The organism is Aeromonas sp. s8 (genome assembly GCF_040907785.1).
Taxonomy (GTDB): Bacteria; Pseudomonadota; Gammaproteobacteria; order Enterobacterales; family Aeromonadaceae; genus Aeromonas; species Aeromonas veronii.
Genome location: NZ_JBFOCL010000047.1, coordinates 59,498 through 71,616, shown reverse-complemented (window position 1 = coordinate 71,616; position 12,119 = coordinate 59,498). Strand labels below are relative to the sequence as shown.

The window sequence follows — 12,119 nt, the reverse complement described above, 5'->3', positions numbered from 1 at the left end:
AAACGTGAAATCAATGAAAGAGGGAACTGATATGGCACTGACCCGTGAGCAACAGATCCAGGCTATCGAGAAAGACTGGGCGGAAAACCCCCGCTGGAAAGGGATCAAGCGCGGCTACAGCGCCGAAGATGTGGTAAACCTGCGCGGCAGCTTGCAGCCGGTGCACACCCTGGCCCAGCGTGGTGCCGACAAGCTGTGGGGTCTGATCCACGGCGACGCCAAAAAAGGCTATGTCAACTGCCTCGGCGCCCTGACCGGTGGTCAGGCGGTACAGCAGGCCAAGGCGGGGATCGAGGCGATCTACCTCTCCGGCTGGCAGGTGGCGGCGGACAACAACTTGTCCTCCACCATGTATCCGGATCAGTCCCTCTACCCGGCCAACTCGGTACCGTCCGTGGTGGAGCGCATCAACAACTCCTTCGCCCGTGCCGACCAGATCCAGTGGGCCAACAAGGTTGGGCCGCAGGATGAGGGCTTTATCGACTACTTCTTGCCGATCGTAGCGGATGCGGAAGCCGGTTTCGGCGGCGTGCTGAACGCCTTCGAACTGATGAAGGGGATGATAGAAGCGGGCGCCGCTGGCGTGCACTTCGAAGATCAGCTGGCATCAGTCAAGAAGTGTGGTCATATGGGCGGCAAGGTGCTGGTACCGACTCAGGAAGCGGTGCAGAAGCTGGTTGCCGCCCGTCTGGCAGCCGATGTATGTGGCACCACCACCCTGGTGATCGCCCGTACCGATGCCAACGCCGCTGACCTGCTGACCACCGACGCCGACCCGTACGATGCAGACTTCCTGACTGGCGAGCGCACTGCTGAAGGGTTCTACAAGGTACGTGCCGGTATCGATCAGGCCATCGCTCGCGGTCTGGCTTACGCCCCCTACGCCGACATGGTGTGGTGTGAAACCGCCAAGCCGGATCTGGACGAAGCGCGTAAATTTGCCGAAGCAATCAAGGCCAAGTTCCCGGATCGCATCCTGGCCTACAACTGCTCCCCGAGCTTCAACTGGAAGAAGAATCTGGACGATGCCACCATCGCCCGCTTCCAGCAGGAGCTCTCCGACATGGGCTACAAGTACCAGTTCATCACCCTCGCGGGTATCCACAACATGTGGTTCCACATGTACGAGCTGGCCTACCAGTACGCCCGTGGCGAAGGGATGAAGCACTACGTCGAGATGGTGCAGGAGCCGGAATTTGCCGCCGCCAGCCGTGGCTACACCTTCGTGGCACACCAGCAGGAGGTCGGTACCGGTTACTTCGACAAGGTGACCACCGTCATTCAGGGTGGCCAATCCTCGGTCACCGCGCTGACCGGCTCCACCGAAGAAGATCAGTTCCACTAATAAGAGAGCTGCCTTGAAATAGCAAAACCCCGGCCTGAAGCCGGGGTTTCTTTTTATCTGTAATTCAAACGAAAGTCAGGCGCACAACCGCACACAGTCGAGAGGCTCAGAGCTCGAGGATCTCTTTGACAAAGGGAATGGTCAGCTTGCGCTTGGCGCGAAATGAGGCGTTGTCGAGCTGATTGAGAGTGGTGAGCAGGGTGCGCATATCGCGGGAGAGTCGGTTGAGCAGGAAGCGGCCCACATCGATGGGCAATTTGAAGCCCCGCAGCTCGGCACGCAGCTGCAGGGCACTGAGCTTGCCTTCATCATCCAGCTCTTCGAGATGGAAACTCACCCCCCAGTCAAGGCGCGAGGCGAGATCCGGCAGTTGCAGCCCCAGTTTGCGCGGCGCGCTGCAGCCGGTGACCACCAGCGTCCCCTCGCCCTTCTCCTGCCAGCGGTTGTAGAAATCGAACAGCGCCCGCTCCCAAACGGCATTGCCGGCGATCGCCTCAATGCTGTCAAGGCAGACCAGCGGCAGGCTTTCGAGGGCATCGAGCATGCTGGGGTCGAGCTGTTCAAACTGATCGAGAGAAAGATAGGCAGCCGCCGCATCGCGAGCGTTGACCTCGGCACAGGTGGCGTGGAGCAGATGAGAGCGTCCGGATCCCTTGGCTCCCCAGAAATAGAGGAAAGGTGATCCCTGACCGATGGCCGCGTTTTTGAGGGCGGTGATCAGATGAGCATTGTTGCCGGGATAAAAACTGACGAAGGTTTCATCATCCGGTAGTTGTACGGCTAAAGACAGTTGGGCCGGTTGCTTCACTCGTTGGGCTTTGACTGTGACATTTGTGGCTAAGTGTATCATCGCAAAGGCAGATAGAGAACCGCCCGGGCAAGCCGGGCGATCTACAAAAGCCTTATAAAATCAGGGCTGCGACCATTGGTAACGCAAACCGCTGCCATTATCGTCAACCTTGCGCAAACGACTCTCAAGCTGCAGCGCCCGCACCAGCTCGGCCTGATCCCCTTGCAGGGTAAAGTTGAAGGTGACCTGGTCCCCCTCCAGCTTGCCGATCGCCACCTTGCTGACGTTGGCCATCCCCTGCAGCATCTTCTGCACGGCGATCATGCTGTCCACTTCGGAGAGGCCATCCACCACCAGGGTCTGGCTGGTTGCCGGACCCGAAATGCGGGCACCGTAGTTTTTCACCAGCCAGGCCGCCAGGGTATCGGCAAACCCTTGCGCCACTTCGGCCTGAGTGCCGGTGCTATTGCCACGGGTCAGCTCGGCCACTTCACCGGCCGCTTTGGGGCCGTAGAGTCCCCAATCGATGCTCCACTTGTCACCTTCAGGAGTCAGCTTGCCCAACACCACCATCTCGGCGCCATAGCGCTGGCTTGCCTGCAAAATCGGGTCGGCAAAGCGTCCCCAGACGTCGGTGGCACTGACCGCCATGTTGTCATCGAGATCCATCAGCGGAATGCTGATGGGTAGCCCCAGCGTCTGGGCCTGCTCGCGCAAGGCTTGCGCCCAACCATCGCTGGATTGATCCGCCAGCAAGCGACGCTCACCCTGATCCACCACCAGCCAGATCGCCATCTGGGGACGCGCCGGGCCAAGCAGGGCAAACTGGCTCTCGGAGACCAGGCTGTTGACCTTGTCACTCTTGAACTCGGCTTTCAGATACTTGACGGAGTCCTGATCCTGATAGCCATAGCTTTTGACATAGTCGCCCGGGGCCGCCAGCGCTTTGACCACCACCGGCTGGGTGAGGATGTCGCGCTTGCCGGTCACCTTGATCAGCACCTGACCCAGTGCCTGCCCTTGAGCGGCCACCATGTCGCCACTGGTCGGGGCCTTGCCCTGATAGAGGTCGGTCACCTGAGCGGCCGAGGCCATGAATGACAAGCCGCAGCAGAGGGCGGTCACAACACGTTTGAACATGAACAGAGTCTCGAAATGGGAGAGTGTGCTTATGGTAGCGGCAAGGCGCATCCTGCGGCAAGGCTGGCACAAGCGGCCACAAACAGCAGAGCCGGCGATGCGCCGGCTCCGATCACCCCTTCCACATGGGAAGCAGGTCAAGGCATAAACTTATTTGGTACCGAAGATCTTGTCGCCTGCATCGCCCAGACCCGGCACGATGTAGCCTTTCTCGTTCAGCCCCTGGTCGACAGAAGCGCAATAGAGCTCTACGTCAGGGTGAGCGGCTTCCAGCGCCTTGATCCCTTCCGGCGCGGCAACCAGTACCAGCACCTTGATGGATTGGCAGCCTTTCTTCTTCAGCAGATCGATGGTGGCGATCATGGAGCCGCCGGTGGCCAGCATCGGATCGATGACCAGCGCCAGACGCTCTTCGATGTTGCTGACGATCTTCTCGAAATAGGGAACCGGTTGCAGGGTCTCTTCATCGCGGTAGATACCGACCACGCTGACGCGGGCGCTCGGCATGTGCTCCAGCACGCCATCCATCATGCCAAGGCCGGCACGCAGGATGGGTACGACGGTTACCTTCTTGCCTTTGATCTGGTCAACTTCTACTGGCCCATTCCAGCCATCGATGATAACCTTCTCGGTTTCGAAGTCAGAGGTCGCTTCATAGGTCAACAAACTGCCCACTTCTTTGGCCAGTTCACGGAAACGCTTGGTGCTGATATCGCCTTCACGCATCAGACCGATCTTGTGTTTGACCAGGGGGTGTTTGACTTCAACGACTTTCATTATTATCTCCTCTAACCTGCCGCAAAAAAATCGCGGAATCATACAACAAAAGCCACCGCTTGTAGAGCATTTCCGCGCAAAAACGCGCAAACGATTTCCTTTCTGGTTTTTCACCACCACTGTTAGAATACGCCCCGAATTTTACCCTCCACTTCTTTACATGACGGGGAATACTCGTGACTGACAAAACCTCACTGAGCTACAAGGATGCTGGCGTAGATATCGATGCCGGCAATGCACTGGTTGAACGTATCAAGGGCGTGTCAAAGCGCACTCGTCGTCCTGAAGTCCTTGGTGGTCTTGGCGGCTTTGGGGCCTTGTGTCAAATCCCTGCGGGCTACAAGGAGCCGGTACTGGTCTCCGGTACCGATGGTGTGGGCACCAAACTGCGGCTGGCCATCGACCTGAAGAAGCACGACACCGTGGGCATCGATCTGGTGGCCATGTGCGTCAATGACCTGATCGTACAGGGCGCCGAGCCGCTGTTCTTCCTCGACTACTATGCAACCGGCAAGCTGGACGTGGACACCGCGGCCGCGGTGGTCACCGGGATCGGTGCCGGTTGCGAGCAGTCAGGCTGTGCCTTGGTGGGCGGCGAGACCGCCGAGATGCCGGGCATGTATGAAGGGGAAGACTACGACATCGCCGGTTTCTGCGTCGGTGTGGTGGAGAAGAGCGAAATCATCGACGGCAGCAAGGTCGGTGAAGGGGATGCCCTGATCGCCCTGGCCGCCAGCGGCCCTCACTCCAACGGCTTCTCCCTGATCCGTAAAATTCTGGAAGTCTCCAAAGCCGACGTGCATCAGCCGCTGGGTGACCGCACCCTCGCAGATGCCTTGCTGGAGCCGACCCGCATCTATGTGAAACCTGTGCTCAAGCTCATCAAGGAGTGCGAGATCCACGCCCTCTCCCACATCACCGGCGGTGGCTTCTGGGAGAACATCCCCCGCGTATTGCCTGCCAATACTCAAGCGGTGATCGACGAGCAGAGCTGGCAGTGGCCGGCAGTGTTCAGCTGGCTGCAGCAGGCTGGCAACGTCACCCGTCACGAGATGTATCGCACCTTCAACTGCGGTGTCGGCATGATCATCGCCCTGCCCGCCAACCAGCTGGAGAAGGCGCTGACCCTGCTCAAAGCGGAAGGCGAGAACGCATGGCACATCGGTCATATCGCCAAGGCAGCAGACGGTGAGGAGCAGGTCGTCATCAAATGATGCGGATCCTCGTCCTAATCTCCGGCAGCGGCAGCAACCTGCAGGCAATCCTCGACCACTGCGCCAGCGGCAAGATTGCCGGTGAAGTGGTCGGCGTCATCAGCAACAAGGCCGATGCCTATGGTCTGGTTCGCGCCAAAGAAGCAGGCGTGGCGACCTCCATTCTGGCCCAGCAGCAGTTTGCCAGCCGGGAGGAGTATGACGCCGCCCTGCTGGCGCTGATGGCAGACTATCAGCCGGATCTGGTGGTGCTGGCCGGGTTTATGCGGATATTGAGCGGCGATCTGGTGCGCCATTTCGCCGGCAGAATGATCAATATCCACCCCTCCCTGCTGCCCAAGTATCAGGGCTTGCACACCCACCAGCGCGCCATAGATGCCGGTGACAGTGAACACGGCGCCAGCGTCCACTTCGTGACCGAAGAACTGGATGGCGGCCCGGTGATCCTGCAGGCCCGCGTGCCCATCTTTGAAGGGGACAGTGCGGACGAGGTAGCGGCACGGGTACAGGCGCAGGAACACAGCATCTACCCGCTGGTGGTGCGCTGGTTCTGCGAAGGCAGGCTGCAGATGGTAGATGGCGCCGTGCAACTGGATGGCGCCCTGCTGGGCCCCGCTGGTTACGCCTGCGAGTAAGCAGACGTCTTGTCGAAATGTGAAAAAGGAGGCCGATGGCCTCCTTTTTGTTTCCTGAATTTTCCCACCACAGGCACAGGCTTAAACCTGTTCACGACCTGCAGCGAGAAACCGTCAACAAGGTTACAAGCTGCCCAGGAACCGGAGCGTATGGACATACGTGAGCACTCTTTGCTGTATACATAAGCGAGCAGCACATGAGCCTTGATCACGGTTTCGTAGCCAGATCGTGGACAGGTTTAGACCGGATTGTCGATATCGATAAAGGTGACATCCAGCCCATGCACGGTCGCCAGCCACTCCCCCAGCGCCTTGACGCCGTAACGCTCGGTGGCGTGATGGCCCGCGGCGTAGAAGTGCATCCCCATCTCGCGAGCGGTGTGAATGGTCTGCTCGGAGGCTTCACCGGAGATAAAGGCATCGATGCCCTGCTCCGCCGCCAGATTGATGTAGCTCTGGCCGCCACCGGTGCACCAGGCCACGGAACGGATAAGCTCGGGGCCGCTGTCGCCACAATAGAGTGGTTCACGGCCAAGGCGCTCGGCAATCAATTTGGCAAAGTCGGCACCGCTCATCGGCTGCTCCAGCTTGCCCACCATGGCGACGCTCTTGCTGTTCCACGGCTCCAGACCGCGGCGCACCTTGATGTCGAGCAGCTTGGCGAGCTGGGCGTTGTTACCCACCTCGGGATGGACATCCAGCGGCAGATGGTAGGCAAACAGGTTGATATCGTGGGTCAGCAGGGTCTTGAGCCGACGCTGCTTCATGCCGGTAATCTGCGCCGGTTCACCGCTCCAGAAGTAGCCGTGATGGACCAGGATGGCATCGGCCCCGGCAGCCACTGCCGCGTCAATCAGCGCCTGACTGGCAGTGACGCCGGTCACCACCTTGCGAATGCGCTCGCGCCCCTCCACTTGCAAGCCGTTGGGGCAATAATCCTTGATGGCGTGCGGTTCGAGCAGGTGATTCAGTACGGTTTCGAGTTTTCGATGAGAGATCATAGGGGTCCCTTATTAAGGCTCGGTCCCCTGCTTTACCAATAAAAACAGGGCCCAGGCTCAAAGCGCCAAGGACCCCATGATAATCGAGCCGGGCCGTCAAGACCATGACAGCCCCCACACAGTGCGGTTTCCCTCCCGGCCTCAGGCTGGCAGGTCGATCCCCGCCTCCCGCATCTGGGCCAGTTTGTAGCGCAGGGTGCGCGGGCTGATACCGAGTCGGTCGGCCACTGCCTTGCGGCTGCCGTTACAATCTTGCAGGGTGTCGAGGATGATCTGGTGCTCCTGCTGCTTGAGCTCGCTGCCGAGGCGATCGCCACCATAGCTGCGCTCCACGCTGACAAACTCCATCTCCTGCTCATCCAGCTCCTCCAGAATGAGGTGGTCACAATCAATGACCCCGTCGGGGCTGAGGATCAGGGCACGCTGTACCACGTTGTCCAGCTCCCGCACGTTGCCGGGCCAGGGGTGAGCCAGCAGCCGTTCCCGCGAGGCATCCGTCAACTGTGGGGTCGGTAACCCCTGCTGACTGGCATGAAGCGCCAGCAGATGCTCCGCCAGCGGCAGAATATCCCCAGGCCGCTCGCACAGAGCAGACCAGCGCAGCGGGAAGACGTTGAGGCGATAGTAGAGATCTTCGCGAAACAGGCCATCCTGCACCGCTTTTTTCAAATCCCGGTTGCTGGTGGCGATGACCCGCACATCCAGCGGGATCATCTTGCGACTGCCGAGCCGCTCCACCTCTTTCTCCTGCAACACCCGCAGCAATTTGGCTTGCAGCCCCTGATCCATCTCGGTGATCTCGTCAAGCAGCAGGGTGCCCCCCTGCGCCTGCTCGAACTTGCCGGGACACCCCTGCACCGCGCCGGTAAACGCCCCCTTCTCGTAGCCAAACAGGGTCGCCTCCAGCATGTTTTCCGGAATGGCGGCGCAGTTAATGGCGACGAAAGGCTGCTCGGCGCGGCTGGAGTTGTCGTGAATGTAACGGGCCAGCACCTCTTTACCCGTCCCGCTCGGGCCGGTCACCATCACTGTCGCTTCGCTTCTGGCCACCCGGGTCGCCAGCTGGAACAGCTCGGCAGTTTTGGGATCCCCGTAGACCACGGCGCGCTTCTCCACCTTCTGGGCGGGCACATAACGACTGACCTGATTGAGCAGCACCTCCGGGGAGAACGGCTTGGCCAGATAGTCGATGGCCCCTTCACGCATGGCGCGCACCGCGCCATCGATGTTGGCGTAGGCGGTCATCAGCAGCACAGGTATCTGCGGATATTGCTGGCGGATGGTAGCCAACAGGGTGAGGCCGTCCATTCCCCCCATCTGGATATCGGAGATCACCATGTCAAACGGTTGACGGGAGAGGGCCAGCAGAGCCCGCTCGCCGCTGTCCGCTTCACGGCACTCATAACCGCCGAGCAAAAGGGTATCCACCAGCGCTTCGCGCAGGCCATTGTCATCTTCAACTACCAGGATCCTGGCCTGTGTCATGCTACACCTCCAAGCTGCACCGGTTGCTGGTGCAGGGGGAACGACAGAGTAAAGCAGGTGCCTTCACCGGGAACCGAGGCCACACCGACCTCCCCCTGATGGGCACGCACTACAGATTGCACCACCGCCAGCCCGAGACCTGTGCCCTGGGAGCGAGTGGTAAAGAAGGGTTCGAATACCTGACCGAGCTGATGGGAAGGGATCCCCTTGCCATTATCGATGACCCGCATCTCCACCCGGGCGCCACTGCGCACCGCGCTGACCAGCAGCGAGGTGGCCCCTGCCTGCTGGGCATTGGCAATCAGGTTGTTGATGGCCCCCGCCAGCGCACTGCTGTTGGCCAGCAGACAGAGATCGGGCTCCGGCGCCTCCATGTGCAACTCGCAGCCCTGCTGCTGGCAGAAGGCCTCAGCACCGGCCTGCACTTCGGCCAGCAGCCCTTGTACCGAGATGGGGGTGACCACCTGATTGTCACCGTTGCGGGCAAACAGCAAGATGTCGTTGATCTGCTTCTCCAGATCCTGCAAACGGGCCATCAACTTTTGCTGAAACTGAGTGCGAGATTCCGGCTTGAGGGTGCGGTTGGCCAGATTGGCGGCATAGAGCATGGCGGCAGAGAGCGGAGTACGGATCTGGTGGGCGAGCGAGGCCGCCATATTGCCGAGCGCCGACAGCCGCTTCATGTGGTTGATGCGGTCTTGCAGTTTACGGGTTTCGGTCAGGTCATTGATAAAGACCAGCTGGCCGGGCTGATCCGGCAGCGGTTGGGTCGAGAGCTGCACCCGGCGCCCATCGCGCAGGGAGATCTCGTGGCCATCATCCTCACGCGGCTCAAAGCAGCGGGCAATGATGTGGCGCCAGAGCTCCCCTTCCAACGGCTCCCCCAGCAGGGAGATGGCCGCCGGATTCGCGCGGGTGACCACCCCTGCCCCATCAAGCAGCAACACCCCGGTGGGGAGCGCCTTGAAGATGGCATAGAGCTGGCTCACTTCGTGGGACTGGAGTGGCATGTCCTGCTGCTGGATTGTCATAAACCTGACCTCAAACTGGCTATTGGGTCAGGTTATTCAATTTCCATGCCACTAAAATATATTAATTAAAACAATAGATTGCATGTTGGCGTCAAGGCTTTGACCCTTAGACGTCCTTGCTCATCCCGTACTTTTTCATCTTCTCCACCAGGGTGGTACGGCGCATGCCGAGCAGATCGGCGGCGCGGGCCACGACCCCGTCCTGAGACTCCAGCGCCTGACGGATCAGCTCCACTTCGAGGTCGGCCAGCATCTCTTTGAGGTTGACCCCCTCCTCCGGCAACTGCATGGTGCGGGCCGAGGCGAGAGCGTGATCCAGCTCGGGCGGGTCCTGAAACACCGCCGCCAGCGCATCCCGTTCATCCATCTCGGTCAACCGCTCATCCCGCGGCTCGCTCGGCAGCAGGCGATAACGGCTCGGCAGATCGGCCACATCGACGATCTGGTGCGGGTAGAGGATCAACAGCCGCTCCAGCAGGTTGGAGAGCTCGCGTACGTTACCGGGCCAGGGGTACTGCATCAGTGACTCCAGCGCCCGCTGGGTCAGCCGGATAAAGCCGTGGTGCTGCTCGGCATGGCGATTGAGCAGCTCCTGCAGCAGCAGCGGGATGTCGTCGATGCGATCCCGCAGCGGCGGCGTCTCAATGGGGAAGACATTGAGGCGGTAGTAGAGATCTTCACGAAAACCCTGGGTGCGGATCATCGCCTCCAGATCCCGGTGGGTTGCTGCGATGATGCGCACATCGGCCTGAATGGGCTTGCCGCCACCAACCCTGTCGAACAACCGCTCCTGCAATACCCGCAGCAGTTTGACCTGCATCGGCATCGGCATATCGCCGATCTCATCGAGAAACAGGGTGCCCCCCTGCGCCAGCTCGAAGCGACCGCGACGGGCCGCGATGGCGCCGGTAAAGGCTCCTTTCTCGTGACCAAACAGTTCGCTCTCCAGCAATTCGGCTGGAATAGCGCCGCAGTTGATGGGCACGAAGGGGCCTTGACTTCGGGAAGAGAGTTCGTGGATAGCGCGAGCCACCACCTCTTTACCAGTGCCGGACTCCCCAAGGATCAGCACGTTGGCATCGGTCTCGGCCACCTGGCTGATAAGGCGGCGTACCTCCTGGATCCCCTTCCCTTTACCCACCAGCAAGCGCAGCAGGGCCTGCCCCTTGTCATGGGTCTGCTGACGGGGATGCAAGGAGACGAACGCCTGACAGAAGTGCAAATGACGGGTGAGGGATTCATAGGTAAAAGGCGAGAGCGCGACCCCGATAAAGTTGCTGTTGGGCAGATCGGCCTCAACCAGCGAGAGGAAAGGGGTACGGGGGAAGGCAGCCAGCAGCTCTGACAAGGGACGGTCGGTCAGCTCACCCACCAGCACCCCTTGCAGCGGACCGGAGGATTCGATGGCCACATCCAGATCGCTTTGTGCCACCTCCTGCCACGGGATCCCCATAAACGAGAGCACGGTTCCCAACTGTTGGCGCCGCTGCGCATCGGCATCAACAATCAACACGCCCATCTCCACCATATCCATTCCTCGCGATGTCCTGAACTAACTTATTGTTTTATTTAATGATAAAACAGCTACCGACTGTCTTTTTGCAGGCACACAAAGTGCCAAAATTCCGACACATTGTCAAAAGTTGTCGTATTCAGGCTAAGTGTATCGACAGAAACGGGAGATTAGATAAATTTTGCCAAGGAATTTTCTGCATTGGCGCCGTTAACAAACGCAGCCAAAAGCGGAAAGAAAACTGCCCTCGTCAGAGGGCAGCATGGGACACAGTGAAGCGCTCTCAGTGGCGATTATGGTGGTGCGGCGCCGCGTAACGACACTCGGGAAAACGGCTGCAAGCCAGAAAGAGTCGACCGGCGTGGGGGCCTTTTTTCGCCTCCCGCTCCACCAGCGGCGCATCGCAACGGGGGCAGTGGTGTACCTCGTGCTCTTCATCATCTTCCACATCGGCGAACAGGCTATCGACCAACTCCCCCTCACTCTGTGGCGCCTCCACCATCCCCTTGGCCTGGATGGCGGGCTCGTGGAGCGACGCAGGCGAGATGGCCTCGGCATGGGCATTGCGGCCACGCATCCCGGCACCGACATCCACGCCGTCCAGCAGCAGAGGGTTGAAGGTGGGCTCGCGGCGCGCCCCGTGCGGCAAATCGTCGATCAATGGTTCACTGGTTTTGACCAGCAGCGGCAGGATCTGTTCGCGCAGCTCTTCCACCAGATAACTGGCACTTGCCGGGATCTGCAGCAACGGCAGACCGGCGCTGTCGCAGGCGGTTTTCAGAAAGAGATCCCGCGCCTTGCGCTTCTGGTGACGATGGGAGCTGTCATCGAGTTCGATGGCGCAGATAAAGGAGAGATCCGCGGGGTGGCAAAGCAGATAGTCGAAATGCTTGGCACTGATCTTGTTGAAGTGCTGCTGCCATTTGCTTTTGCCGATCCCGGCCTGCGGCGTCAGCACATCGGCCACCCGCACCTTGGCAAAGACCCGGGCCTTGTCACCCACCGCCAGATCCAGCCCCCCGAGGAAGGATCGTTCGGCAGGACTGAACAGGGTCTCCTGCATATCATAGGGCAGGCGCTTTTGCTGTCTGCCTCTGCTCCAGAAGATCGCCAGCACAAGCAGCGCCAGCAACAACAATCCCGATAGGACAAGGGTATTCATGAGAGCACGATCCAGTTCACGACACG

At 60.0% G+C, this 12,119-nt stretch carries 11 protein-coding genes; 3 read left to right on the top strand and 8 right to left on the bottom strand.

The features are described from left to right. Positions 1 to 31 precede the first annotated feature (31 nt). Positions 32 to 1,345, top strand: a complete 1,314-nt coding sequence (gene aceA / locus AB5Y86_RS16385) for an isocitrate lyase (protein ID WP_005344572.1) — start codon at positions 32 to 34, stop codon at positions 1,343 to 1,345. A 106-nt stretch (positions 1,346 to 1,451) separates the two neighbouring features. Here aceA and hda read toward each other — a convergent pair whose 3' ends face one another. The 3 genes from hda to upp form a co-directional block, all read right to left on the bottom strand. Further along, positions 1,452 to 2,153, bottom strand: a complete 702-nt coding sequence (gene hda / locus AB5Y86_RS16380; RefSeq protein WP_223849291.1) for a DnaA inactivator Hda — start codon at positions 2,151 to 2,153, stop codon at positions 1,452 to 1,454. Between the two features lie 102 nt (positions 2,154 to 2,255). Beyond that, positions 2,256 to 3,275, bottom strand: a complete 1,020-nt coding sequence (locus tag AB5Y86_RS16375) for a DUF2066 domain-containing protein (RefSeq protein WP_058056056.1) — start codon at positions 3,273 to 3,275, stop codon at positions 2,256 to 2,258. Between the two features lie 150 nt (positions 3,276 to 3,425). After that, positions 3,426 to 4,052, bottom strand: coding sequence for a uracil phosphoribosyltransferase (gene upp / locus AB5Y86_RS16370; protein ID WP_005334115.1), 627 nt, complete (start codon positions 4,050 to 4,052; stop codon positions 3,426 to 3,428). A 176-nt stretch (positions 4,053 to 4,228) separates the two neighbouring features. On the opposite strand from upp, the gene purM reads away from it, so the two are divergent. Continuing rightward, positions 4,229 to 5,266 carry a phosphoribosylformylglycinamidine cyclo-ligase gene (purM, locus tag AB5Y86_RS16365; RefSeq protein ID WP_042080181.1) on the top strand — a complete coding sequence of 346 codons (1,038 nt, stop codon included), beginning with the start codon at positions 4,229 to 4,231 and terminating at the stop codon, positions 5,264 to 5,266. Then, on the top strand, positions 5,263 to 5,901 hold the full coding sequence (purN, locus tag AB5Y86_RS16360; RefSeq protein ID WP_247822476.1) for a phosphoribosylglycinamide formyltransferase: 639 nt from the start codon (positions 5,263 to 5,265) through the stop codon (positions 5,899 to 5,901). Before purM ends, purN begins: the two co-directional genes overlap by 4 nt. 239 nt (positions 5,902 to 6,140) lie before the next feature. On the opposite strand, the gene AB5Y86_RS16355 is transcribed toward purN, so the two are convergent. The 5 genes from AB5Y86_RS16355 to AB5Y86_RS16335 form a co-directional block, all read right to left on the bottom strand. After that, positions 6,141 to 6,902 carry a Nif3-like dinuclear metal center hexameric protein gene (locus AB5Y86_RS16355; RefSeq protein ID WP_368193453.1) on the bottom strand — a complete coding sequence of 254 codons (762 nt, stop codon included), beginning with the start codon at positions 6,900 to 6,902 and terminating at the stop codon, positions 6,141 to 6,143. 141 nt (positions 6,903 to 7,043) lie between these two features. Continuing rightward, a complete protein-coding gene (locus AB5Y86_RS16350) occupies positions 7,044 to 8,387 on the bottom strand; it encodes a sigma-54 dependent transcriptional regulator (protein ID WP_021231049.1) in 1,344 nt (447 codons plus the stop codon). After that, positions 8,384 to 9,418, bottom strand: a complete 1,035-nt coding sequence (locus tag AB5Y86_RS16345) for a PAS domain-containing sensor histidine kinase (RefSeq protein ID WP_005334126.1) — start codon at positions 9,416 to 9,418, stop codon at positions 8,384 to 8,386. The genes AB5Y86_RS16350 and AB5Y86_RS16345 overlap by 4 nt, the downstream gene beginning before the upstream one ends. 106 nt (positions 9,419 to 9,524) lie before the next feature. Then, positions 9,525 to 10,946, bottom strand: a complete 1,422-nt coding sequence (locus tag AB5Y86_RS16340) for a sigma-54 dependent transcriptional regulator (RefSeq protein WP_042080359.1) — start codon at positions 10,944 to 10,946, stop codon at positions 9,525 to 9,527. A 268-nt stretch (positions 10,947 to 11,214) separates the two neighbouring features. After that, the gene (locus AB5Y86_RS16335) at positions 11,215 to 12,093 is read right to left on the bottom strand and encodes a DUF2726 domain-containing protein (protein WP_368193452.1); all 879 of its coding nucleotides are present in this window, start codon (positions 12,091 to 12,093) and stop codon (positions 11,215 to 11,217) included. Between the last annotated feature and the right edge of the window lie 26 nt (positions 12,094 to 12,119).